Raw genomic sequence first — 24,241 nt, forward strand, 5'->3', positions numbered from 1 at the left:
TCCGGCGTCAGCCGCGGTGCCGGGAGAGCACGCCGCCGACGACGGTGAGGATGAGGCCCATCGAGGTCGCGCCGGCGTCCGGGGATCCGACGCTGCGCTCGGCCAGGGGACGAGCCCGGCCGACCTTGGGCACGAGATGCGCGGTGGCGGCGCCCGCCTCGACCGCGGAGCGGGCCGCCGCGGCCCACGCGTCGGCGAGCGCGGAGCCCGCGGCGAGGTTCGCGTCGAGGGCGTCGGCGAACGGGAAGACCGCGTCGAGCATGGTCTTGTCACCGAGTTCGGCCCCGCCGAAGTCCTTCATCGCCTCCGCGCCCCGCCGCACGGCCCGCGCGAGCCGCGCCGCGTCGACGGGCTCGTCGTTGCCGAGGGACTCCCCGATCGTGCGCAGGAACAGGCCCCACAGCACCCCGGAGGTGCCGCCGGCCCGGTCGCCGAAGGCGCTCGCGGCCGCGGCGAGGACGGTGGCGACGCCTCCCCGCGCCGCCCCGGCCGCCGACTCGGCGGCGCGCAGCCCGCGGACCATGCCGGAACCGTGGTCGCCGTCGCCGGCGATCGCGTCGATCCGCGCGAGCTCGTCCTCGTTCTCGACCACGACGGCGGTCATCGCGCGGAGCGCTTCCCTGACGACGACGGCGGCGCGCTCCGACTCGGGGGCGGCCTGCCCGGCCGTGCCCGCGGCGGCGGCCGCCGCCGGGGCGACGTAGCGTTCGGAGGTCGCGGTGCGGACGCTGCCCCGGCGGAAGGCGGGCGTCTGCGCCGGGGCCCGCCAGAGCTCCTCCAGTTCGTCGTCCAGCCAGGTGATCGAGAGCGAGCAGCCCGCCATGTCCAGGCTCGTGACGAGCTCGCCGACCTCCGGCATGACCGGTTCGACGCCGGCGTCGACGAGCAGCGGACGCACGTTGTTCCAGAGCAGGAACAGTTCCTCGTACTTGGTGGCCCCGAGACCGTTGAGAAGCACGGCGGCGCGGTGCGCGCCCTCGGGACGTTCGGCGAGAAGCGGCTCCACCAGCGCCGAGGCGATCTTCGCCGCGGGCATCCAGGCGTCGGAGCGGACGCCGGGCTCGCCGTGGATGCCCAGTCCGAAGTCCATCGTGCGCTCGGCCACGGCGAACAGCGGGCCGGACTGCCCGGGGAAGGTGCAGCCGGCGAAGGCGACGCCGAACGAGAACGTGCGGGCGTTCGCCGCGCGCATGATCCTCTCCACCTCGTCGAGGTCGTCGCCGCGCTCCGCAGCGGCACCGCCGATCTTGTAGACGGTGAACGTGCCGGCGATCCCGCGTCGCCTGTCCGCCTCGGCGGCGGCGGCGGAGGCGATGTCGTCGGTCACGTACACGATGCGGACGTCGACGCCCTCCGCGCGCAGGCGGTCCGCGGCGGCGGCGAAGTTCAGCCGGTCACCGGCGTAGTTGCCGAAGGCCAGGACCAGGCCGGCGCCGCCGTGGGCGGCCCGCGCGACCCGGTAGACCTGCTCGGCCGAGGGCGAGGTGAAGACGTCGCCGAGTACGGCGCCGTCGGCGAACCCGACGCCGGTCACCCCCGAGTAGGACGGGTAGTGGCCCGACCCGCCGCCGACGACCAGGCTGACCTTGCCCGCGCGCGGGCCGCCGCACCGGATGAATCCGGAGGCGCCGGGCACCCGCTCGACATAGTCCGGGTAGGCGAGGGCGAACCCGTTGATGACCTCGTTCTTGAATTCGGCGGGGTCGTTGTAGACCTTCGTCACCGGCGTACTCCCTCGGACAACTGCGCGAGGATGAACTCGCGCGCATCGACGTGGTCGGCGGCAAGGTGGTCCGCCAGTGCCGCCGCGTCTGGTTTCGGTGGGTAGGTGGCGTTCGGAATCCCGACGACGAGCAGGCCGGCGGCGTACGCGGCCCGGATGCCGTTGCTGGAGTCCTCCACGGCGAGGCCGTTGCCGGGGCTGATCCCGAGCCGGGCGACGGCCTCGAGGTAGACGTCGGGGCTCGGCTTGCCGCGAGGCACCTCCTCGCTGGACACGGTCGCGGTGAACAGGCCGGCCAGGTCGTGGTGGCGGAGCACCGCGTCGATGGCCCTGCGGGCGGCCGACGACGCCAGCGCGATGGGCACCCGGTCGCTCACGCTGACGACCAGTTCCCGCGCGCCGGGGAGGAGTTCGGCCTCACCGCGCCGGATGCGGCCGACGAGGCCGTCGACGCAGTGGTCGCGGGCCACGTCCGCGTCGCCGGGGGCGCCGACGTGCGCGGCGAGGTAGCCTGCCCACTCGGGCGCGCTCATACCCTGGACGGCCAGGGTGTCGGACAACTCCCACGGGCGCCCCCGGGACTCGGAGAAGTCGCGCCAGGCCTCCTCCCAGAGGTGCTCGCTCTCGATGATCACACCGTCCAGGTCGAACACGACCCCGTCGATGGTCCGGGCGTCGGTCATGAGGCCACCTCCACGGTCGCTCCGGCCGCCTCAAGGGCGTCGAGCGCCTGCGAGCTCGCCTCGGAGTCGGTGATCACCAGGTCGAAGACGGACAGGGGGGCCAGCCGGTGCAGCGCGGTCTTCTCCAGCTTGCTGTTGTCCACCAGCAGGTACCGCGCGGAGGCGGACTCGATCATCGCGCGCTTGAACGCCACGATGCGGTCCTCCTGGTGGTAGGCGTGGCCGGCCGAGACGGCCGAGGTGGACATGAACAGCGCGTCGGCGTGGATGGCCTCGATGGCCTCGATGGCGTGCATGCCCTGGAACGAGTCGTGCAGCGGGTCGTAGTCGCCGCCGATCCCGATGACACGGATGTCCGGCAGGGCGGTCAGCTCCTTGAGCGCGGCGAGGAAGTTCGTGGCGACGTGCAGCGGGGAGAGCTCCGCGAGGCCCGGAACCATGTGCAGGACGGTCGTCGAGTCGTCGAGCATCACGGACATGCCGGGTTCGACGTGGCGCAGCGCCGCCCGGGCGATCCGGCGCTTCTGCTCGATGGCGGCCGCGTGCCGGAACGCCACACGGGACTCGAACACACCGCTCGGCTGGGCGGTCGCGCCGCCGCGCGCCTTGCGCAGGACGCCCTGCCGCTCCAGTTCGTCGAGGTCACGGTGGATCGTCATGACGCTGACGCCGAACCTCTCCGCGAGTTCCTGCGCCGTCATCGACCCCTGGCCCAGGATGAGGTCGGCGATCTGGTTCTGACGAGCCTTGTTCTTCCGCACGGGGGCTCTTTCGACGTCGGGGACGCTCCGAAGGTTCGTCACAGCCGCTCGCCGTCCGCCACTCGGAGCCGGGGGTCCCTGACGATATCGCGGGCCGCCACGGCCGACGCGTCATCGGGAAGGCGCTGGGAGGCCAGTTCCGCCTCGACCCGGGCGAGGTAAAAACCGAGCTCCTTCCCGGCGCGCTCGGCGTCCCACCCGAGTTCCGCGCCGATCACCGGGGCGACCGCGCGCGCGGCGGCGACGCCCCGGTCGCGCGTCTCGATCGCGATGTGGGTACGGCGCGTCAGGACGTCGTCGAGGTGAAGTGCGCCCTCGTGCGTGACGGCGTAGACCGCCTCGGCGAGGAGGTAGTCCGGCGCGCCGTCGATGGGCCGCCCGAGCTCCGGGCGCTCGACGATCATGGCGATCAGGTCCTCGGTCAGCGAGCCGTACCGGCCGAGGAGGTGGTCGACCTGGGCCGGGGTGAGACCGCCGGACGCGGCGAGCTGGGCTCTGCGCGCCCTGGTCTCGGCGTAGCCGACGGCACCGATCAGGGGGACGCTCTCGGTGCGCGACGGGGGCACCCGGCGGCCGAGCCCCTTCACCGCCTCGTCGATCGCGTCCTTGGCCATGACCCGGTAGGTGGTGTACTTGCCGCCCGTGACCGTCGTGAACCCGGGGACGGACGTCTCCACCGCGTGCTCCCGGCTGAGCTTGCTCGTCGTACCGGCGTTGCCGCGGATGAGCGGGCGGAGCCCGGCGAAGACCCCGTCGACGTCGTCGCGGGTGAGTTCGGTCTCCAGCACGGCGTTCACGTTGCGCAGCAGGTAGTCGATGTCGGCCGAGGTCGCCGCCGGGTGGTCGAGCCCGGCGGTCCACGCCGTGTCCGTGGTGCCGATCAGCCAGTGCCGGCCCCAACTCCGCACGAACAGGACGCTGTCCTCGGCGCGGACGAACAGCGAGATGTCGCTCCGGATCTTCTCCCGCGGCACCATGATGTGGACGCCCTTGGACGCCTTCACGCTGAAGCCGGCCCTGCCTCCCGCGAGCCTCTGCAGCTCGTCGGTCCAGACGCCGGCGGCGTTGACCACGTGCCTGGCGCGGACGGTGAAGGTCTCCCCGGTCTCCAGGTCCCGCACCTCCGCGCCGCGGACGGCGCCGCCGGACGTGACGAGCCCGATGACCTTGACGGCGGAGGCGACCTCCGCGCCGCGGGCCGCCGCGGTGCGGACGAGTTCCAGGGTGTGACGCGAGTCGTCGACCTGGGTGTCGTAGAACGTGATCGCGCCGATCAGCCCGCTCCGCTTGACGCCGGGCGCGAGGCGCCGCACCGCGCCGAGGGACAGGTGCCGGTGGCGGGGCACCGCGCCGGCACCGCCGATGGTGTCGTAGAGCAGGAGGCCGGCGCCCATGTAGGCGCGTTCCCAGACCCGCCGGCGGAGCGGGTAGAGGAATCGGATGGGCTTCACAAGGTGCGGCGCGAGGTCCTTCAGGAGCAGCTTGCGCTCGCGCAGCGACTCGCGGACGAGGCCGAAGTCGAAGTGCTCAAGGTAGCGGAGACCTCCGTGGATGAGCTTGCCCGACCGGCTGGACGTGCCGGCCGCGTAGTCGCGCATCTCGACGAGCGCGACGGCCAACCCGCGTGTGGCCGCATCGAGGGCGGCCCCGGCACCGGTGACGCCACCACCGATGACGAGGACGTCGTATTCCGTGCGGGCGAGTCGCACCAGCGCTTCCGCGCGCCTCGCAGGGCTCAGTTGGCCGTTCGGCATGCGCTATCGGGCCCTTTCTGGCAGATGGTAGGGATCTTCGGATTCCGGTTCCGGGTGGTGAGGGGGTGCCGGCCGCCGCGAGGCGACGGCGACGGCCGGCTCGGTACCCCGCTTCGGATGCCGCCCGCTCACTTCTCCAGGACGAACGGGGCTGTGTACTTGTCGGCGTTCTCCTTGGTGATCAGCACGCAGTCGATGCTCTGCTTCTCGTCGGCGACACCGGTCTTGCCGCTCTTGAGGTACTCGACGGCCTGGGTGACGGCGTTCGTCGTGCCCTGGACGATGGGCTGGAGCACCGTGGCGACCATGGTCCCGGACCGCACCGCCTCGACCGCGTCGGCGTTCCCGTCGAAACCGAGCACCTTCACCTTGTCGATCATCTTGGCGTCGGTGAGGGCCTCGATCGCGCCGAGCGCCATCTCGTCGTTACCGGCGATGACGCCGGTGATGTCCGGGTGGGCCGCCAGGAGGCCCTCCATCTTCTCCTTGCCCTGGGCGCGGTCCCAGTTCGCCGTCTCCTGGCCGACCTTCTTGAGGTCGGGGTAGGCGGAGATGACGGCGGCGTACCCGTCGGAGCGCACCTGGGCGTTGTTGTCGGTCGGGTTTCCGAACAGCTCGACGTACTTGCCCTTGCCGCCCATCGCCTTCACCCAGGCCTCGGCGCCGATCGTGGCGCCCTGGGCGTTGTTGGAGATGATCTGCGACTTGGCGATGCCCTGCTGGGAGATCTCGGCGTTCACGAGGAACACCGGGATGCCGGCGTCGGTCGCCTTCTGGACCGCGGCCACGGACTCGTCGGCGCCGGCAGGGTCGAGGATGACGGCCTTGACCTTGTTGCTGATGGCGGTGTCGAGCAGCTGGTTCTGCTTGTCGGGGTCGGCCCCGTGGGCGTTGACCGTGGCCTGGTAGCCGGCCTTCTCGATCTCGGCCTTGGCGGTGTTCGCCTCCGCCTGCCAGTAGGAGTTGGCGAGGTCGACCGTGATGACGGCGATGGTCCCGCCCGCCGAACCGCCGCCCGAGGCGGGGGCGGCGCTCGCGGCGGAACCGGAAGCGGAGTCGGAACCCGAGGAACCGCAGGAGGCGAGGCTGAGTGCCATGACACCTGTCGCTGCGATGGCGGCGATCTTTCGGAACATGTGGAGCCTTTCACAAACGCTGGTAGTGCGGACGGCGGCGCGCAGCGGGCCGTCTGGGGTACGTCGGGCTACACCGGGGCGGGCACGCGCTCCGACGGCTTGGGGGGTGAGAACGCGGCCTTCGCGGACCGGCGCTTCTGCAGGGTCTGCTGGAGCTGGTCCAGCGCGACGGCGATGATGATGACGGCGCCCTTGATGATCTGCTGCCAGAACTGGGAGACCCCGACGAGGACGAGACCGTCGACGAGGAAGCCGATGACGAAGGCACCGATGAGGGTCCCGCGGATCGTGCCGCGGCCGCCGGAGAGCGCGGCGCCGCCGATCACCACGGCGGCGATGGCGTTGAGCTCGAAGAACTCACCGGCCGCCGGGGTGGCCGAGGACAGGTCGGCCGTCAGGAGCAGGCCGACGGCCGCCGCGCACAGCCCGGAGAGGACGTAGATGCGGGTCTTCACCTTCTTCACCGGGACACCGGACAGCTCGGCGGCGCGCTCGTTCCCCCCGGTCGCGTAGAGCCAGCGGCCGAACGGGCTCTTGCTGAGCACCACCGCGAACACCGCGGCGAAGAGGATCATCGCCCAGACCGGCATGGGCAGTCCGAGGGGCGCGCCCTTGAGGAAGGTGAGGAAACCGGTGTTGCCCAGCCCCTCCTCCCCGCGGAGCTTGGAGAACGGGGTGCCGTTCGTGATCAGCAGCGCGATGCCGCGGGCGACGTACAGCATGCCGAGGGTGGCGATGAACGGGGCGACCTTGAGTCTCGTCACCACCACCCCGTTCACCCAGCCGGCGAGAGTCCCGACACCGAGGGAGACGACGATCACGACCCAGACGGCGGGGTAGACGAAGAGGTCGAGACTCTTGATCTCAAGTCCCTCCAGCAGCATGCCGGCGATGACGCCGGACAGGCCGACGATCGAGCCGACCGACAGGTCGATGCCGCCGTTGAGGATCACCAGGAGCATCCCGATCGCCAGGATGGCGTTCATCGCGACGTGCCGGGTCATGATGATGAGGTTGTCGGCGCTGAGGAAGTTGGGGGACAGCAGCGAGAAGACGACCACGATGAGGAGAAGCGCGAGCAGGGCGCGCCCCTCGACCATCAGGGCCCTGGTATTGATCTTGCGGAGGGCGTGCGGCGCCGTCGCCTTCACGGCGGCCTGGCTCAACTCACTCACTGGGCGTTCCAATCGGGTGGATGCCGACCTCGGACTCGCCGGAGGCGGCCATGATCTCTTCACGTGACGCCGTGCGGGGGTCGAACTCCCGGACGACCCGGCCCTTGGACATCACGACGATGCGGTGCGACGCGGTGATCGCCTCACCGATCTCGCTGGTCACGTAGAGGACCGCGAGCCCCTTCCGCGCCTCGCGGAAGAGCAGGGAGAAGATCTCGCCCTTGGCGCCGACGTCGATGCCGCGGGTCGGCTCGTCGAGCAGGAGCACCTTCGGGCCGGTCAGCAGCATCTTGCCGATGACGACCTTCTGCTGGTTCCCGCCGCTCAGCGACGTGATCGCCGCGCCGGGACCGGCGGTCTTCACCCGGACGTCGGAGATGCCGTCCCGGATCCGGCCCGCCTCGCGCCTGCCGGAGATGAACCGGGAGACGAGGAAGGACCTGGTCATCTCCAGCAGGCTCGACAGGGACAGGTTCTGGCCGACGGACATCGACTGGACCAGCCCGTCGCGCTGCCGGTCCTCGGGGACGAGACCGATGCCACGTTCGATCCGCTCCGTGATGGACGTGCCGGCGACGTCCTCGCCGCCGAGTTTCACGCTGCCGGAGGCGATCGGCCCGCGGCCGGCCAGCGCCTCGACCAGCTCGGTGCGGCCGGCGCCCATCAGCCCGTACAGGCAGACGATCTCGCCCTGCCTGACCTCCAGCGAGACGTCGTTGACCGCGAGGCGGCCCTCGCCGGTGGCGTCGACGACCTTGAGGTTCCGGATGCTCAGCGCGACGTCGCCGTAGTCCCGCTCCGCGTCGCGGAAGTCGTACTCGGCGGCCCGCCCGACCATCTTGCCGACGACCCAGGAGAGATCGATGTTGGCCGCGTCCTCGGTGGCCACCAGTTCGCCGTCGCGGAACACGACCGCGTGGTCGGAGATCTCGATCGCCTCCTCCAGGTGGTGGGAGATGTAGACGATCGCGACCCCGTTGTCGGTGAGGTCCTTGATGACCTTGAAGAGGACCTCGACCTCCGAGGCGCTGAGCGCCGAGGTGGGCTCGTCCATGATGAGGATGCGGGCGTCCGTCGCCAGGGCGCGGGCGATCTCGACGATCTGCTGCTGCCCGATGCGGAGGTCGGCGACGAGGGTGCTCGGGTCGATGTCCTCCTCCAGCCGCTCCATGAGCCGCTGGACGACCTTGCGCTCACCGCGGTAGTCCACCGTGCCGAACAGGCCGGTGCGCTCACGGCCGATGAAGATGTTGTCGCGCACGCTCATGTTGGGGCAGAGGTTGAGCTCCTGGTGGATGATCGAGATGCCGTGGTCGACCGCCTGGTTGGGCGAGCGCAGCTCGATCCGCTCCCCGTCGAGTTCGAGGTGTCCGCCGGTGGGGGTCTCCACGCCGGCGAGGATCTTCATCAGCGTCGACTTGCCGGCCCCGTTCTCACCGAACAGAACGGTGACCTTGCCCCGCTGCACCTCGAAGTTGACGCCCTTGAGGGCCTGCGTCGCGCCGTACCACTTGGTGATGTCGACCGCCCGCAGGACGACGTCGGCCCGGGGAGGGCTCGCGGCTTCCCGGAACATCAGCCCGCCACCTCGATCTTGACGGGGGTGACGAGGTAGCTGCCCTCCGGGCCCGTGTTGGTGACGTACACGCCGACCACCGACGCGTTCTTGCCCCGCGCCGCGGCGGCGTCGACCTTGCCGGCCACGTCCGCGAGCACCTTGGTCTTCAGCTCGTTGGCCACCTGCTGGTAGTCGGTCTGGTTCTGGAAGTCCTTGAACTTGATGGTTCCGGGGGCGTCGCGCAGGGCGGTGCCGTTGGCGGCCTGGCCGAGGGCGACGCGGACCACGCTGTCCTTGGGCAGGCCGGCCACCTCGACGGTGAGGAGACCCTCGTCGGCCTCGGTGACCTCGCCGGTGAAGCTCACGGGGATCGCGTACTTGTCGGTGCCCGCGACGTTGCCGTACTTCTCACCGGCGGCCGCGGGGTCGGCGGCGACCGCGGCGGCGACCTCCTTGAGGCCCACGGCCTTCGCCTCGACGGCGCTCACGATCTTGGGGTACTCCCCGGCGACGAAGTCCTTGGCGTTGAACTCCGCGGGGTTGATCGAGGTGACCTCTTCTCTGGAGAGGACCCTGGTGTCCATGGCCATGGCGACCGCGAGGACGACCATCACGGCAGGCCAGACGAGGCGCGCGAGCATGCGGGGCGGGCCGGCGGCGGCTGCGGTACTCATCGGACTCGGGGGCTCCTTTCCGGGAACACGCCGGGAACACGCCGGGAACACGGCGATCCGGGGGCGAGATACGCGGACTTGTCACGCGTTCACGAGAACGTAACAGTACCTAACGTTAACTATCAAGGTTTGTCTGTTATGTACGCTGGTAGATCTCCAACAGATGTGACACAGGTCACGGTTCGCTAGATTTATCACGCAGGTAGCGATAACGTCTACGCCACTCACGTTAGAAGTAACACCAAACATCTCACCTGGCGGTGAGATGATCACTCGGGGATCGCGATGAGCAGCTACCGGGACCACTCCCTCGCCCGCCTTCGGCACGATTTCGACCTGCTCGTCATCGGTGGAGGCGTGAACGGGCTGGGCATAGCGTGGGACGCGGCCGACCGCGGCCTGTCCGTGCTGGTGATCGAGAAAGGAGACTGGGGCAGCGGGACGTCCTCGTGGTCGTCCCGCATGATCCACGGCGGCCTCAAATACCTGGAGAAACTCGACCTGGGGCTCGTCCGCGAGTCACTGCGGGATCGGGAGTGGCTGCTGCGGCACGCGCCGCATCTCGTCACGCCGCTCCCGTTCGCGCTGCCGTTCTACCGGAACAACACGCACCACCGGCTCAAGCTGCGCGCGGGGATGCTGCTCTACGACGTCCTCTCCTTCGACAAATCGCTGCCGACCCACCGCGCCTACGGGCGCGAGAAGACCACCGCCCTGCTGCCCGGCCTGTCACGGGACGGGCTCCAGGGCTCGGCGGTCTACTACGACGCGCAGGTCGAGTACGCCGAGCGGCTCTCCGTCGAGATCATGCTCGCCGCGCGCGGCGCCGGGGCCGTCACGCTCAACTTCGCCGAGTCGACCCGGCTGCGCGTCCAGCACGGCCGCGTGATCGGGGCATCGGTCCGCGACGCGGTCACCGGAACGGTCCACGACGTCAGCGCGCGCTTCACCGTCAACGTGGCGGGCCCGTGGGTCGACGAAGTGCTCTCCGGGCTCCCCTCCGGTTCGTCACCCGCACCCCGGCGGTTGATCGGCGGGACCAAGGGCACGCACCTCGTCGTCGAGCCGTTCCCCGGCTCGCCCGGCTGCGCGATGTACTACGAGGCGCTCAGCGACGGCCGTCCCCTCATGGTGATCCCCTGGCTCGGCAGATACCTCATCGGCAGCACGGACAAGCGGTTCGAGGGCGACCTCGACATGGCCGCGGCCGACCAGGAAGAGATCGACTACATCCTCGCCGAGACCAACCGCCTGTTCCCCGCCGCGAACCTGAGCGAGGACGGCATCCTGTACGCCTACACCGGGGTCAGGCCCCTCCCCTACGTGCCGAGCGGCGAACCGGGCGACATCACACGCAGGCATATCCTGCACGACCACCGCCCGCAGTTCGACGGGCTGCTCTCGGTCGTCGGCGGCAAGCTGACCACCTTCCGCACGCTCGCCGAGCACGCCGTCGACGAGGTGGGCAGGCGCCTGGGCAGGAGGACGACGTCGCGGACCCGCGGGCTCGACCTCCCCGGCAGACCCCCCGAGGGGCCCGAGGAGTTCGGGCGCGCGTTCGAGCGGGAGAGCGGACTCCCGGCCGCCGAGGCGCACCGGCTGGCCCGCGTCTACGGCGCCCGCGCCCGCCGGGTCGCCGCCCTCATCGCCTCGTCCGAGGCCCTCTCGCGAACCGTCGACCCCGTGTCCGGGCTGCGGGCGGGCGAGGTCGTCTTCGCGATCAGGGAAGAGGAGGCCGTCAGCCTCGCGGACGTGCTCGCCCGCCGCACCATGATCGGCCTGGAGCCCGACCTCGGCCAGGGGGCCATGGACGCGGTCGCCGCCGTCTGCGCCGCCGAACTCGGCTGGGACGACGCGGAGACCGCCCGGCAGAAGGCGGCCTACCTGCGCTACCTCCGGCGGTTCCTGGAACTCGAACCGACGCCGGTGATCTAGATGGGACGCTACCTCCTCGGCGTCGACGCCGGGTCCACCGTCACCAAGGCCGTGCTCTTCGACGAGACCGGCGGCCAGATCGGCCAGGCCGCACGGCGGGTGCCGCACAGCTACCCGCGCCCGCACCACGTCGAGCGCGACCAGGACGAACTGTGGGAGGTGACCTGCTCGGTCATCCGCGAGGTCGTCGCGACGACCGGCGTCCGTGCCGGGGACATCGCGGGCGTCGCGGTCACCTCCCACGGCGACGGGATCTACCTGGTCGACGAGCGGGGCAGGCCGACCCGGCCGGGAATCCTCTCGCTCGACACCCGCGCGGCGGAGCTGGTCGCGGACTGGGAGCGCACCGGCCGGAGCGACACCGCCCTCCCGCTCAGCGGGCAGAAGCCCTGGCCGGGCTCGCCGGTCTCGGTGCTCGCCTGGCTGCTGCGGAACGAACCGGACGTCGTGGCGCGGACGGCCTACGCGCTGCCCGGCAAGGACGTCGTCAAACAGCGGCTCACCGGCGTCTTCTCCACCGATCCGACGGAGTCGAGCCTGTCGTTCACCAACGTGTACTCGCAGGAGTACGACCGCGAGACGCTGCGCGTCTTCGGGGTCGAGGAGCTGTTCCGCCTGCTGCCCGAGGTGATCCCGTCCGGAGAGGTCGCGGGTGAGGTCACCGTCGCGGCGGCGGAGCGGTGCGGCCTCCGCCCCGGCACCCCGGTCGCGTCGGGCGCGCACGACGTCGACTGCGGGGCCATCGGCATGGGAACGGTGCTCCCGGGCCAGCTCGCGATCATCGCGGGAACCTTCAGCATCAACGAGGTCATCTCCGACGCCGCCCGGGTGGACGAGCGGTGGAACGCCCGCAACTTCGTCGTACCGGGCCAGTGGATGAACATGTCGCTCTCCCCGTCGAGCGCGGCCAACCTCGAGTGGTTCGCAACCAGGCTCGCCGCCCATGACGTGCGGGCCGGCGGCGCCACCGGCCGGCCGTTCGGCTTCGTGGAGGAGGACCTCCGCGCGATCGAGTCGAGCCCGAGCGACCTGGTCTACCTTCCCTTCCTCTACGGGTCCCCCTACCCGGTGGACGCGAGTGCGGCCTTCGTCGGGCTGCGGGGGTGGCACGAGCGCGGGCACATGCTCCGCGCGGTGATGGAAGGGGTGGTCTTCAACCACCGCCATCACGTCGACGCGCTGCGGGACGGGTTCGACGTCACCGACATCCGTCTCACGGGCGGGGCGGCCAACAGCACCCGGTGGGTGCAGATGTTCGCCGACGCCCTGGCCGCGCCGGTGGGGGTGAGCACCGTACGGGAGGCCGGCGCGCTCGGCTCGGCCATGCTCGCCGGCATCGCGGTGGGCGTCTACGCGGACCTGCCGGACGCCACCGCGGCGACCGGCGCGGAGCCCGTCATCTGCGAACCCGAACCCGGCGGCGTGGCACGGCAGGAGGAGAACTACCGGCGCTACCGGCGCGTCGTGGAAAGGATGACGGCCGTGTGGGCCGAGTTCGAGGAGACCCGATGACGACGTGGATCGGCACCAGCTGGAAGATGAACAAGACACTCGCCGAGGCGCGCGCGTTCGTCGACGGACTCGTCGCCGCCCGGGACGCGCTCGGCGGCGTCCGGGCCTTCGTCATCCCGCCGCACACCGCGATCGCCGCCGTACGCGAGCGCCTGCCGTCCGACGTCCCCGTCCTCGTCGGCGCCCAGAACGCGCACTGGGAGCCCGCCGGCGCCTATACCGGCGAGGTGTCGATGGGGATGGTCGCCGACGCCGGCGCGACGCTCGTCGAGATCGGCCACTCCGAACGCCGGGAGTACTTCGGCGAGACCGACGACACCGTCGCCCGCAAGGTGGCGGCCGCCGCCGCGGCGGGTCTCACGCCGCTGCTGTGCGTCGGCGAACCGGCCGAGGTGCGCGCCGCGGGCGGGGAGATCGACTGGATCGCCGGCCAGGTGAGCCGGGGGCTCTCCAGGCTCGCCGCGCACGACCTGCGCAAAGTCGTCGTCGCCTACGAGCCCGTCTGGGCGATCGGCGACCTCGGCCGCGAGGCGTCGCCGCACGAGATCGCCCCCGTCATGGAGATGCTGTCCACCCGTTTCGGTCCGGGCGGGGACGCGCGTCATAAGATCTCGGCGGTTCTCTACGGTGGAAGCGTCAACCGGTTCAACGCGGCGGCGCTGCTCGACGTGCCCGGGACCGACGGCCTGTTCGTCGGCCGGGCCGCGTGGGACGTGGCGGGCTTCGTCGAACTGGTACGCATCGGGGCCCGTGCCGGTCACGGGAGGCAGCCGGATGCGGGATAGTCGGATACACGACGGCCGGACACGCGACAGCCGGATCGAGGAGGAGGCGTGATGGGGGAGCCGCCCGCGGAGGGCCGCCTGTCACGGCAGCGCGCGCGCCAGCGCGCGATCGCCGCGGACGTGATGGCGGACGGCTCGGTCCGCATCGAGGCGCTCGCGGAGAAGCACGGCATCAGCCTGATGACCGCCCATCGCGACCTCGACGCGCTCGTCGCCCGAGGCATCGTCCGCAAAACCCGGGGCGTGGTCACCGCCCTGCCGTCCAGCCTCGTCGAGGCCAGCGACCTGTTCCGCCGCGGCCGGCAGCACGCCGAGAAGGCAGCGCTCGCCCGAGCCGCCTGCGCGTGGATCGAGCCGGGACACGCCGTCATCCTCGACGACTCGACGACCACCCTGCAGCTCGTCCCGGTGCTCACCGACAAGGCGCCCCTGACGGTGATCACGAACTTCCTCCCCATCATCGAGGAGCTGACCGGCGAACCGGACCTCACCCTGATCGCGCTCGGCGGCCAGTTCCATCCCTGGGCGAACTCGTTCATGGGGCACATGACCGTCGCGGCCATCCGCGACCTGCGCGCCGACATCGTCGTCATGTCCACCTCGGCCATCACCGACGACATCTGCTTCCACCAGACGCAGGAGACGGTCGACACCAAACGTGCCATGTTCGACTCGGCGGCCACCCGCCTGCTGATCGTCGACCACACGAAGTTCGAGCGCCGGGCCCTGCACGCCCTCGCGCCCCTGACCGACTTCGACCACGTCATCGTGGACTGGCGGACCCCGGCGGAGCACGTGGAGCGGCTACGGCGCAAGGGCGTGGGCGTCACCGTGGCTCCGGCGGTGCGCGGGCGCTGACACCGCGGCGGAACGCCGGGCGACCTCTGGTTCCTCTGCGCCTGCCCCTCCCCCGGACCGCCCTCCGGCGTCCGGCGGGGCGGTGCCCGGCTCACACAGCGGCCCTCCCAGGGCCGAACCTTCGACGGGCGACGGGCGACGGGCGACGGGCGACGGGCGACGGGCGACGGGCGACGGGGAAGACTACCTGAGGCGGCCGACGCCGGGCACGAACCGGCCGACGGCCGCGGCGTAGCGCAGGTAGTCCTCGCCATGCGTGCGGCGCAGGTAAGGCTCTTCCACCAGGCGGACCAGCAACTGGTTGGCGACCACGGCGGCGGCCAGCCCGGCCAGGCCGACCACGGTGGGCACCATGAGGGTCAGTCCGGTGCAGGTGATCAGCACGGCGGTCAGGATCGGGTTGCGGACCACCCCGAACGGCCCGGAGGTGACCAGCGTGGTCCGCTCACCGGGGTCGACGCCGGCCCGCCAGGAATCGCCCATCGCGAGCTGGGCGGCGAAGGTGGCGGCCGTTCCCAGGAGCGCCAGCACCAGGCCGCCCACCTCGACCGGTGAACTCTCCACCACAGGGGGGAGCCCCGCCAGGGCGGCGACCGGAGAGACCACGCCCAGGGCCAGGGCGCCCGCCGCGGCCAGCCCGTCGATCCGCCGCTGCACCGGGTCACGCCGGGCCGCCTCGCGCCTGTCACCGGTGTCCCCGGTGCGCCGCACCTGAATCCACGTGCGGGCCCCGGCCACGAGCGCCAGGAAGGCGATGAACAGGATCAAAGCGGTGATCGCCATGGTCGTCGGCCTCCCGTGCCGTGCCTCCGCGGAGCCCTCCCCCGGCAGGTATATCGGCACCCTGGCGAAAGAACGTTTCACGCTGACCGCGCGTTCCCCGCCGGCCCGGTCGTCAGTCGGTGACGCGGCTCTTGTTCGTGTACACCAGGGGCTGGTACTCGGGGTGCCGGGCGATCCAGGCGGTGTAGAACGGGCACACCGGGAGCACCGCCAGGCCGTCCGCACGCGCCGCGTCCAGCGACGCCCGCACCAGCGACCCGCCGATCCCCCGGCCCTCGTACGCCGGCTCCACCTCGGTGTGCACGAAGGCGATCAGCTCGTGGGTGCGGATGTACTCGGCGATCCCGACCAGGACACCGTCCAGCCGCGCCTCGTACCGCTTCGCGTCCGGCGCGTCGGTGACCTCCACCGTACCGGTCGTGGTCGCATCGCTCATCAGGTCGGCCTCACAGTTCTCCGGGTGTCGCCGACGGCACACGGGATGCCGCCACGGATTCACGTGGCTGCCAGTATGCCCCAGCCCGCCCGTCCCGCGAACCGGAGCCACCCGGGACCGTGAACGGCGGCCCGTACGGTCCGCACGGCCCGTACGCGGCTCGGCGCCTTCGGACGCACGGCCTGCCGGGCGGCGGGCGTGGCGCGGGGCCCTCGCCCGCTCGGCCCCCGGGTGAACCGGGAGGGACGGAACCGCGGTCCGGAGCGGGTCGTCACACCCGGTCGAACTTCGCGCCCCGGGGCGCACGGCCACCGCGGGAGAGGAACACGATGAGGCCTCCGGTCAGGCATCCGGCGGCACCGGCGGCGAGGAGCCACGCGCTCGAGTACTGGGAGCTGTGCTCCTCCTGGTCGGTCTCGGCGAACCACGTGTACCGGTTGGCCTCCCGGGTCAGCTCGTCATGGCGCCCCGGATCGGTCTCCTTGACGCTCTCCGCCTCGCTGAGCAGTCCGGTCGCCTTCTGCAGGTGCCCGTCGATCCGTTCCTGCGTGTCGCTCGCCCGCAGGAACAGGAAAATGCTCACCCCCAGCAGGAGCAGGGCCACGACCAGCAGCCCCGTTCCGATCAGCGGTTTCCGCCGCACTGTCGTCATGGGAAGGGACCATAGTCCGGTCTCCGGCCCGATCGCGCCCGCCGCCGGAATGACCCGGGGTCCCCCATCCGGGTGATCCATGGCCGGGCCTCTTCCGCCGGGCGGCGCCCGCGCGCACGCTCCGGACGCCGAGCCGGCACGCGTCGGGTGCCACCCGAGCCGCCCACCGTCGGGGCGACGCGCGCCCGGTCACGGACGGGAGAGGCGGCCGGTCAGCCCGTGACGACGGCGTCCAGGTAGACCCAGGCGCCTTCGTACCGCGTGAACCGGCTCTGCTCGCGCAGCTCGCCGGGCCGCCCACGGTGGGTGTAGCGGGCGCGGAAGGTGACGGTTCCCTCGGTGTGGAAAGGGCTCCCGCCGGAGACGTCCTCGATCTCCAGCGCGGTCCACCGCATGCCCCGCTCGAACTCGACGCGGGCCGGCCGGGTGGTGGGGTGCCAGGTGCGCAGCAGATAGGCCTCGTCCTCGACCGCGAACGCGGTGAAACGCGAGCGCATGAGCGCCTCCGCCGTCGGCGCGGCCTGCCCGCGGTGGAACCGGCCGCAGCACTCGCCGTAGGCGGCGGGCAGGCCGCAGGGGCAGGGCCGCGCGTCGGCGCGCGGCGACGTACGGCGGGGACCGGAGGCAGCGTTCACCCCGCGAGGGTATCCGGTTTCCCGGCAGTTCGCGGCGGCCGCACCCGTTCCGGCTGATCATGGTGTGAGCGGATCATGCGGATTCGTCGGCCGTACGGGGCCGCTGCCCCTCTCTTCCTCTTCGCCGTCGCCGGTGATCCAACGCGCATGGGACGCCTCGAAGAAGGCGGGTTCGCGAGCGCGTCGTGACAGCCATGGGTTCCGCGCCGCCCCCGGGCCGCTCCCGGGTCGTGAAACCGCTCGTCAGGGCGGCGGGAGCCTGCCAGTCCTGAGATGGGCGATGCCCATGTCCAGGGCGGCCTCCAGGTGGGTGGTCCGGCCGGTGGACATCTGGATCAGGACGCCGCCCTGGATGCCGGCGAGCAGGGCGGCCGCCGCGCGGTCGGGGTCCAGGCCCGGGTCGACCTCGCCGGCGTCCTGCATGTGCCGCACACCGGTGGCGATCTCGGCCTGCCAGCGGTCCATCAGCTCGGTGACCACGGCCTGGGCGCCAGGTGTGCGGTTGCCCAGGTGCGACGTGACGGAGTTGAGCGGGCACAGGCGGCCCTGCCGCCGGTAACGGTCGACGACCTTGTCGCGCCACGACTGCCAGGCGGGCCAGGAGGTGAGGTCGCCGAGCTGGGGTCGCTGGTCCTCCAGCACCCGGTCGGCCTCGAAGCGGGCCACGGCCAGCAGCAGTTCCTCCCGGCCGCCGGGGAAGTAGTGGAACAGCTGGCTCTTGCTGGTGGTGGTCCTGGCCAGCACGTCGTCGAGAGTCGTGGCGGCCACGCCGTGCTCGCGGATGTGCGCGGCCGCGCCCTCGAGAATGCGCTGTCGCGTCGCGGCTCCCTTGCGGGTCAGCGTGCGCATGGTCACCCCCAGGTTGGACTGTCCGGTCCATATTAGCGCGGGCGTCCCGGACCGCGAACCGGGCACTTCCGCAGGGAGCCGGCATGCCCGCACCATGCGTGGCCTCACCGGTCCGCCGCGTGCGACCACGCCTTTTTGGACTTGACAGTCCATTTTTTGGTGCGCAAGCTGAACGGACCGCACGGTTCGGAAAGCGAGCGAATCCCATGCCCATCGACAACGACACCCTGGTCCGCGAGTTCGTGGAGGCGTTCAACACCAAGAACACCGATCGTCTCGCGCCCTATCTCCACCCCGACGTCCTCTTTCACAACTACGGCGAGGACGAGGTCCGCGGCCGCGACGCGGTGCTGCGGGTGTGGAAGCACGTCTTCGGCACCTTCGAGCAGGTCAGGTTCGAGACCGTCCACCAGGCGGTCAACGACGACGTCGTCATCGCCGAGCAGGTCCACGGCCTCGCCCTGCCGGGCCGTTCCCCGGCCCCGGTGATGAACATGGCCGTCTACGAGATCCGTGACGGCAAGATCGCCGCCTGGCGGGACTACACCAACACCGCCTACGCCACGCAGCTGGTCAGCGGCTGACGCGCCGCCGGTCACCGCCCCGCCTGCGTCCCGGGTGCGCCATCCGCTCCCGGAGGAACCGGGAAAGGCCGGTCTCCGCGAGTCCACTTCCGAACGGAGCAACAACCTCATGTCTCTGGACCACTACTATCTGCTCGGCCGTTCCGGGCTGCGTGTCAGCCGACTGGCACTGGGCACGATGAACTTCGGCACCGGCGGCTTCCATGCCGCATACGGCAAGACCGAAGAGGAAGCCCGCCCCATCTTCCGTCGCTACCTCGAAGCAGGCGGAAACTTCATCGACACCGCCGATTTCTACACCGCCGGTGAGAGCGAGACCATCCTCGGCAATCTCATCGCAGAGGCCAAGGTGCGCGACAGGGTGGTGCTCACCACCAAGTTCACCAACAGCGTCGACCCCGGAGATCCGAACGCGGGGGGCAACGGCCGCAAGCACATGATCAGAGCGGTCGAGGCGTCGCTGCGCCGCCTGCGCACCGACTACATCGACCTGTTCCTGCTGCACACCTGGGACCGGATCACCCCTGTCGAGGAGGTCATGCGGACCTTCGACGACCTCACCCGGGCCGGGAAGATCCGGTACGCGGGCCTGTCCGACGTGCCCAGTTGGTACGCGGCGCGGGCCCAGACCCTTGCCGAGGCCCACTCCCTCGTACCGGTGGTCAGCCTGCAGCTGCCCTACTCCCTTGTCGACCGGACGATCGAACCGGAGCACATCACGATGGGGCAGAGCCTGGGGCTCGGTATCACCGCCTGGAGTCCGCTGGGCGGCGGCTTCCTCACCGGGAAGTACCGGCATGCCGACCAGGGCCTGGCCGGGGAAGGCCGGCTCAGCGGCGGAGGCTCGGCCGGACACCCGTGGACGGACCGGGAATGGCAGCTTCTGGCGACACTCGAGAGCGTCGCCGACAAGCTCGACAGGACGATGGCCCAGGTCGCCGTCAACTGGGTCGCCACCCAGCCCGGGGTCGCCTCGGCGATCATCGGGGCGAGCAGCACGGACCAGCTTGGGGCCAACATGGCCGCCCTCGACTTCGAGCTGCCGGCCGAGCTGCGCGCGAAGCTCGACGAGGCGAGTTCCGTGCCGCCCCGGTCGGTCTACCGGATGTTCACGCCGGACTACCAGAGCTGGCTGGTCAGTCCCGGCGTCAAGGTCGGGGACAAGCCGGCCGGGTACGCCCCGGCCGTGCGGAACTGGGTGTCCGGAAGCAGGGGCTGACGGACCTCGTCGTCCACCGCGGCGGCGGCTTGGGCGGCGTACGGGGACGATGCGAGGACCGGCCACTGTGCACCGCTTCTCGCACCGTCCGCGCGATCACCGCTCGAGCAGGCCCGCCAGCCGTTCGAGGGTCTTCTCCATCGACACCTTGTTCTTGGCCGGAAACCGGAACAGCGGGAAGAACAGGCTGCCCTTCGCCGTCGACCAGTCGAAGGTCTCGGTCACCCGGGTGGCGTGCTCGCCGACGGGCTCGAGCCGCCAGCGCCACCGGTGACCACCGCTGTGCCGCCAGGCGATCAGCCGCCCCTCCTCGAATTCCACCACCTGGTTCCGGACCTTGTACGCCAGGCCCATCCTCATGTCCATCCCGAACCGGGCGCCCAGGCTCAGCCGGTCCGGCGCGTCCGTCTTCGGCGCCACCACGGTCCCCGATCCGTCGATCAGGTGGTGCTTGCGCGGATCAGCCAGCAGGTCGAAGATCGTGTCACTGCTCGCGCGGACGATCCGCGTGACCGAGACCTCTCGTTTGTTCATTCTGTCACTCCTGCAGAATCAGTTTTTCGTCAATGACAGGGACGACGCCGATCGCGCGCCGGTCCTCGCCCAGAAGGCGTGAGAGCGTTCCCTCCGGGACACCGCAAGGTCATGTTGCATCATGTCGACGGTCGGTATGTGTTCGCCGGCCGCGGCGGCAACTCGCCGGTGGTCCGACGACATTCAGCCGGGTGACGGCCGGCGTCCCGTGCAGGGCCGGCGACGGCTCGCCCCGGCCCTGCTCGGCCCACCGGCGGATCGCCCGGTTGCCGGACGACGATCCGGGCCTGGCGCCCGGTCGCGGCCGGCGGAGGACGTACGCCCGGATCAGGACGGCCTCACCGGTCTGAGCCACTCCACGCGTCGATGACGTACACACATGACGTCATCCGACAGTCGCCACGGCTTTCCCCGGGTTCCTACCGTGGCTTCACCTTGGAAACCCGAGAACGAGCAGGAAACCATGTCTGAAATCACGTACACCGCGGTAGCCACCTCCACCGCGGAGGGCCGGAACGGGGGGCGGGCGACCTCCGACGACGGCATGCTCGACGTCAACCTCGCCGTGCCCAAGGCGCTCGGCGGCGCGGGCGGCGGCACGAACCCCGAGCAGTTGTTCGCCGCGGGCTGGGCGTCCTGCTTCATCGGCGCCGTGCGCCGGGTGGCGAGCGTGAAGAAGGTGCCGCTGAACGACCTCGCCGTCGTCGCGGAGGTCACCCTGCACCACGACACCGACGCCAACGACTTCAGGCTCAGCGCTGTTCTGCACCTGGAGGCCTCGGGCATCGACCAGGCGACCGCCGACGAGCTGGTCAACGGCGCGCACCAGCTGTGCCCGTACTCGAAGGCGACCCGCGGCAACATCGAGGTCACTCTCGACGCCACCGTGGCCTGACATCCGGGCACGGCCTGAGCCCGCCCCGTGACGGTGACGGGCTCAGGCCGGTGTGCGTCACCGGCGGACAACCCTCACCGGGAAGACGTCTCCTGGAAAGTCTCGAGCATCCGCGCGAGATCGGCCCGGGAGCTCACCCCCAGCTTGGGGAAGATCCGGTGCAGGTGGGTGCCCACGGTCCGGTGGGAAAGGTACAGCCGTTGCCCGATCTCCCGGTTCGTCAGCCCCTCGGCGGCCAGCTGCGCGATGCTCAGCTCGTGCGGGGTCAGCTTTTCCCGCGCGTCCGGGCCCCGGTTCGGGCTCGACTCCCCCGCACTGCGCAGCTCCCGCCGTGCGCGCTCGCCCCATGCGGCCATGCCGAGCGCGTCGAAGGTCTCTCTGGCCGTGCGCAGGTGCGTCCGGGATTCCACCACCCGGCGCTGCCGCCGCAACCATTCGCCGAACGCCAGATGGACGCGTCCGCGTTCCGCGGGCCACCCGGTCAGGTCCGTCCGCAGCGCGGCCGTGAACAGCTTCTCCGCCTCCTCGTTCGGGGCGAGCGCGGCGCGCGCGTAGCGCAACCCGATGTGCAGCGCCGGTGACGGCGTCGACGCGGCCAGCGGCTCCAGGTCGCGCAGGATGTCGCGCAGGGCGGCGGTCCGCCCGGCACGCACGGCGGCCTCGGTGAGCTCCGCGACGCAGTACGCGCGCAGGGCCAGCTGGTAGGCGGGGTCCGCGGGATCGAGCATCCGGCTCAGGTCGGCGAACGCGTCGTCGAAGCGCCCCTCGCTCAGGGCGGTGAGCCCGCGCGTGAGCTGGACGGTGGCCAGGACGGGCCGGGCGCCGGCGGCGAGTCCAACCCGTTCGGCCTCGTCGGCGAGTGTTCCGGCCTGCTCGTGGTCACCTCTCAGCGCGGCGATCTCGGCCTGGACGGCCGTGGCCAGCCCGTACATGAACGGCTGGCCGGTCTCCCGGGCGAGCCTGGCGGCCTCCGCGGCGACCGGCACGGCCGTGGCCAGGTCGCCCAGCCGGGCCCGGCTCCACGCCTGGACCGCCAGCGCCCGGGGCAGCAGCCCGAGGCGTCCCTGGGCGCGCAGGCCGGGCGCGGCCGCCGCGGAGAAGCGGGCGGCCAGGTCGAACGCCCCGACCTGCAGGGCCGCGCTGCCCAGGTAGCGGTCGACCTCCGGGTCCGCACCGGCCACGCCGGCCAGTTCGCGCAGCCGGTCCAGCACGGTGGCGCCCCGTTCGAACGGCGCGACGTACGCGGCGACCGCGACCATGCGCGGATCGCCGTCACGAACGGGCAGCCGGTCGGCCACGTCCAGCAGCGAGCGGCGGACGGCCGGGCCGGGTTCGGACCAGAAGCAGCGCATGGCGGCGCCCCACAGGATCCGGACAGCGGGCTCGGCCTGCCCGTCGGCGGCGACCGACGCGGCCAGCCCGGCCAGTTCCGACACGCGGGAGACGTCCTCGCGCACCCCGTCTTCGAAGCCGCTGAGCAACCAGCTTGCGGTGGCGCGCCGGCGCGGTGAGAGTTCGAGGGCTTGCGCGTCGCGGACCAGACGCTCGGCCGTGTCGCGGCGGCCGGATTCGACCGCGAGCTCGGCCGCGCGCAGCAACCTGACCGCCTTGCGGTCCTGCCCTTCGCTCAGCCGGGCCGCCTGCTCCAGCGCCGCGATCGCGGCGGCGACCCCGGCCCGGCGCCGGGCCCGGTCGGCCGCGCGGTCCAGTTCGGCCGCCACGCCCTCGTCGGCTCCGGCCGTCGCGGCGGCCCGGTGCCATGCCCGGCGGTCCGGCTGTTCGCGCAACGTCTCGGCGAGGGCCAGGTGTGCCTGCCGGCGCTCGGCGAGCGTCGAAGCCGCCGGGATGGCCGACCGCATCAGGGGATGCCGGAACCTCACCGCGCCGATGGACAGCTCGATCAACCGGACCTCGACGGCCGGTTCGAGGATCTCCGGCTCGGCCGCCGATTCCAGGATCAGGCCGGTGGCCGCGAGCGTCTCGGAGACCGAGTCGCTCTGGTTGAGCGCCGCGACCAGCAGGGCGGTGCGGGCCGGCGCCGGCAGGGCGGCGACCCGGGCGGTGAACGCGCGCTCAAGACGCTCGCTCAGGGGCGGCACCGGGCCGGGCCCGCCGAGGTGATCGCTCGGCGAAAGCGGCGAACCGGCTCCGCCGTGGCCTCCGATGGCCGCCGGCAGCTCGGTCAGCGCCAGCGGGTTCCCGGCGGCCTCCTCCAGCAGCCGCGCCCGGACGGCCGGGTTGAGGTCGGGGGCGATCGAGTCCAGCAACTCGGCGGCGACCTCGTCGGAGAGCCGGTCGACGGGCATCGCGGACAGTCCGGCGTCCTGCACGGGCGAGCGCTCGCCCTCCCGGAGGGTCGCGATCACGACGATGGGCTCGGACTCGATCCGGCGCGCCACGAAGGCGAGGACGTCCACGCTGGCGCGGTCGAGCCAGTGCACGTCCTCGGCGACGACCAGCAACGGCCGGTCGGCGGCCGCCTCGGCCAGCAGGGTCAGCGTGGCCAGGCCGACGAGGTAGGCACTGGGTTCGGCCGGGTCGGCGAGGCCCAGCGCGCTGCGCAGGGCGTCCCGCTGCGGGGCCGGCAGCGCGTCCACGCCCGCCCGGACCGGGTACAGCAGCTGGTGCAAACCGGCGTAGGCGAGGTTCTGCTCGGCTTCCACGCCGGTCGTCGTCACCACGCGCAGGCCCGCGACCGACGCGGCGGAAACGGCCTCCGCCACGAGCGCGGACTTCCCGATGCCCACCTCTCCCCGAATGAGGACGCCGCTGCGGCCCCCCGGCCCGTCGACGAGCTCGGCCAGGACCTTCAGCTCGGCTTCCCGTCCGAAAAGCGGCATGGTGCGGCACTCCTACCTTCGGTGTCCTCGGCGGTCTCCCCCGGCCGTACGCGAGTCCTGACCGCGACCATACCGAAAGTGTCCCGGTACGAGGTTTCACCAGCTCAGGCAGGAGCGACGGAACGGATGGCCGCCTGGCCGCGCAGCACACCGTGGACGTCCGCCAGACTCCATACCGTGGCGGCCCGGCTCCGGAACCGGGGACGACCACTGCCGGCGGGATGCTACAGTACGAAACGCTCATGATCGGAAGCTAGGAG

Annotated in this window: 22 protein-coding genes; 7 read left to right on the forward strand and 15 right to left on the reverse strand. The window is 71.5% G+C overall.

All coding sequences use genetic code 11. From position 1 onward, the window contains the following. Positions 1-7: 7 nt before the first annotated feature. From ABD841_RS05475 to ABD841_RS05510, 8 genes are all read right to left on the reverse strand, one after another. Positions 8-1,723: a dihydroxyacetone kinase family protein gene (locus ABD841_RS05475; protein WP_344968480.1), complete on the reverse strand. Its 1,716-nt coding sequence runs from the start codon at positions 1,721-1,723 to the stop codon at positions 8-10. Beyond that, complete coding sequence (locus tag ABD841_RS05480) at positions 1,720-2,406, reverse strand: HAD family hydrolase (RefSeq protein ID WP_344968482.1); 687 nt, start codon at positions 2,404-2,406, stop codon at positions 1,720-1,722. The genes ABD841_RS05475 and ABD841_RS05480 overlap by 4 nt, the downstream gene beginning before the upstream one ends. After that, on the reverse strand, positions 2,403-3,167 hold the full coding sequence (locus ABD841_RS05485; RefSeq protein WP_344968483.1) for a DeoR/GlpR family DNA-binding transcription regulator: 765 nt from the start codon (positions 3,165-3,167) through the stop codon (positions 2,403-2,405). Before ABD841_RS05485 ends, ABD841_RS05480 begins: the two co-directional genes overlap by 4 nt. A 38-nt stretch (positions 3,168-3,205) precedes the next feature. Further along, the gene (locus tag ABD841_RS05490) at positions 3,206-4,876 is read right to left on the reverse strand and encodes a glycerol-3-phosphate dehydrogenase/oxidase (protein WP_344968485.1); all 1,671 of its coding nucleotides are present in this window, start codon (positions 4,874-4,876) and stop codon (positions 3,206-3,208) included. A gap of 173 nt (positions 4,877-5,049) precedes the next feature. Next, the gene (locus ABD841_RS05495) at positions 5,050-6,018 is read right to left on the reverse strand and encodes a D-ribose ABC transporter substrate-binding protein (RefSeq protein WP_344968487.1); all 969 of its coding nucleotides are present in this window, start codon (positions 6,016-6,018) and stop codon (positions 5,050-5,052) included. Positions 6,019-6,125: 107 nt separating this feature from the next. Continuing rightward, entirely contained in the window at positions 6,126-7,232 is a 1,107-nt protein-coding gene (locus ABD841_RS05500; RefSeq protein WP_344968489.1) for an ABC transporter permease, read from the reverse strand. After that, positions 7,225-8,808: a sugar ABC transporter ATP-binding protein gene (locus ABD841_RS05505; protein ID WP_344968491.1), complete on the reverse strand. Its 1,584-nt coding sequence runs from the start codon at positions 8,806-8,808 to the stop codon at positions 7,225-7,227. The genes ABD841_RS05500 and ABD841_RS05505 overlap by 8 nt, the downstream gene beginning before the upstream one ends. Further along, a complete protein-coding gene (locus ABD841_RS05510) occupies positions 8,808-9,464 on the reverse strand; it encodes a DUF2291 family protein (RefSeq protein WP_344968492.1) in 657 nt (218 codons plus the stop codon). Before ABD841_RS05510 ends, ABD841_RS05505 begins: the two co-directional genes overlap by 1 nt. Before the next feature lie 285 nt (positions 9,465-9,749). Between ABD841_RS05510 and ABD841_RS05515 the strand changes: the two genes are divergently transcribed. Genes ABD841_RS05515 through ABD841_RS05530 form a run of 4 tightly spaced genes read left to right on the forward strand, consistent with a single transcriptional unit; the run spans position 9,750 to position 14,554 of the window. Further along, positions 9,750-11,399, forward strand: coding sequence for a glycerol-3-phosphate dehydrogenase/oxidase (locus ABD841_RS05515; RefSeq protein ID WP_344968494.1), 1,650 nt, complete (start codon positions 9,750-9,752; stop codon positions 11,397-11,399). Further along, positions 11,400-12,911, forward strand: a complete 1,512-nt coding sequence (locus ABD841_RS05520) for an FGGY-family carbohydrate kinase (protein WP_344968496.1) — start codon at positions 11,400-11,402, stop codon at positions 12,909-12,911. It abuts the gene before it with no gap. Then, complete coding sequence (locus ABD841_RS05525) at positions 12,908-13,696, forward strand: triose-phosphate isomerase (RefSeq protein WP_344968497.1); 789 nt, start codon at positions 12,908-12,910, stop codon at positions 13,694-13,696. The genes ABD841_RS05520 and ABD841_RS05525 overlap by 4 nt, the downstream gene beginning before the upstream one ends. Before the next feature lie 51 nt (positions 13,697-13,747). Further along, a complete protein-coding gene (locus ABD841_RS05530) occupies positions 13,748-14,554 on the forward strand; it encodes a DeoR/GlpR family DNA-binding transcription regulator (protein ID WP_344968499.1) in 807 nt (268 codons plus the stop codon). Positions 14,555-14,737: 183 nt separating this feature from the next. Here the strand turns inward: ABD841_RS05530 and ABD841_RS05535 are convergent, their stop codons facing one another. From ABD841_RS05535 to ABD841_RS05555, 5 genes are all read right to left on the reverse strand, one after another. Further along, entirely contained in the window at positions 14,738-15,418 is a 681-nt protein-coding gene (locus ABD841_RS05535; RefSeq protein WP_344968500.1) for a methyltransferase family protein, read from the reverse strand. Positions 15,419-15,449: 31 nt separating this feature from the next. Further along, the gene (locus tag ABD841_RS05540) at positions 15,450-15,773 is read right to left on the reverse strand and encodes a GNAT family N-acetyltransferase (protein ID WP_344968502.1); all 324 of its coding nucleotides are present in this window, start codon (positions 15,771-15,773) and stop codon (positions 15,450-15,452) included. A 271-nt stretch (positions 15,774-16,044) separates the two neighbouring features. Beyond that, a complete protein-coding gene (locus ABD841_RS05545) occupies positions 16,045-16,425 on the reverse strand; it encodes a hypothetical protein (protein ID WP_344968503.1) in 381 nt (126 codons plus the stop codon). A gap of 212 nt (positions 16,426-16,637) precedes the next feature. Next, positions 16,638-17,060 carry a YchJ family protein gene (locus tag ABD841_RS05550; protein ID WP_344968505.1) on the reverse strand — a complete coding sequence of 141 codons (423 nt, stop codon included), beginning with the start codon at positions 17,058-17,060 and terminating at the stop codon, positions 16,638-16,640. 243 nt (positions 17,061-17,303) lie between these two features. Continuing rightward, entirely contained in the window at positions 17,304-17,909 is a 606-nt protein-coding gene (locus tag ABD841_RS05555; RefSeq protein ID WP_344968507.1) for a TetR/AcrR family transcriptional regulator, read from the reverse strand. Between the two features lie 206 nt (positions 17,910-18,115). On the opposite strand from ABD841_RS05555, the gene ABD841_RS05560 reads away from it, so the two are divergent. Further along, positions 18,116-18,493, forward strand: coding sequence for a nuclear transport factor 2 family protein (locus tag ABD841_RS05560; RefSeq protein ID WP_344968509.1), 378 nt, complete (start codon positions 18,116-18,118; stop codon positions 18,491-18,493). A 109-nt stretch (positions 18,494-18,602) separates the two neighbouring features. Then, positions 18,603-19,712 carry an aldo/keto reductase gene (locus tag ABD841_RS05565; RefSeq protein WP_344968511.1) on the forward strand — a complete coding sequence of 370 codons (1,110 nt, stop codon included), beginning with the start codon at positions 18,603-18,605 and terminating at the stop codon, positions 19,710-19,712. A 96-nt stretch (positions 19,713-19,808) separates the two neighbouring features. On the opposite strand, the gene ABD841_RS05570 is transcribed toward ABD841_RS05565, so the two are convergent. Then, entirely contained in the window at positions 19,809-20,246 is a 438-nt protein-coding gene (locus ABD841_RS05570; RefSeq protein ID WP_344968513.1) for an SRPBCC family protein, read from the reverse strand. A gap of 463 nt (positions 20,247-20,709) precedes the next feature. Between ABD841_RS05570 and ABD841_RS05575 the strand changes: the two genes are divergently transcribed. After that, a complete protein-coding gene (locus tag ABD841_RS05575) occupies positions 20,710-21,141 on the forward strand; it encodes an organic hydroperoxide resistance protein (protein WP_344968514.1) in 432 nt (143 codons plus the stop codon). Positions 21,142-21,215: 74 nt separating this feature from the next. Here the strand turns inward: ABD841_RS05575 and ABD841_RS05580 are convergent, their stop codons facing one another. Then, positions 21,216-23,981 carry an ATP-binding protein gene (locus tag ABD841_RS05580; RefSeq protein WP_344968516.1) on the reverse strand — a complete coding sequence of 922 codons (2,766 nt, stop codon included), beginning with the start codon at positions 23,979-23,981 and terminating at the stop codon, positions 21,216-21,218. Positions 23,982-24,241: the final 260 nt, after the last annotated feature.

It is taken from the genome of Streptosporangium fragile (assembly GCF_039534445.1).
Taxonomy (GTDB): domain Bacteria; phylum Actinomycetota; class Actinomycetes; order Streptosporangiales; family Streptosporangiaceae; genus Streptosporangium; species Streptosporangium fragile.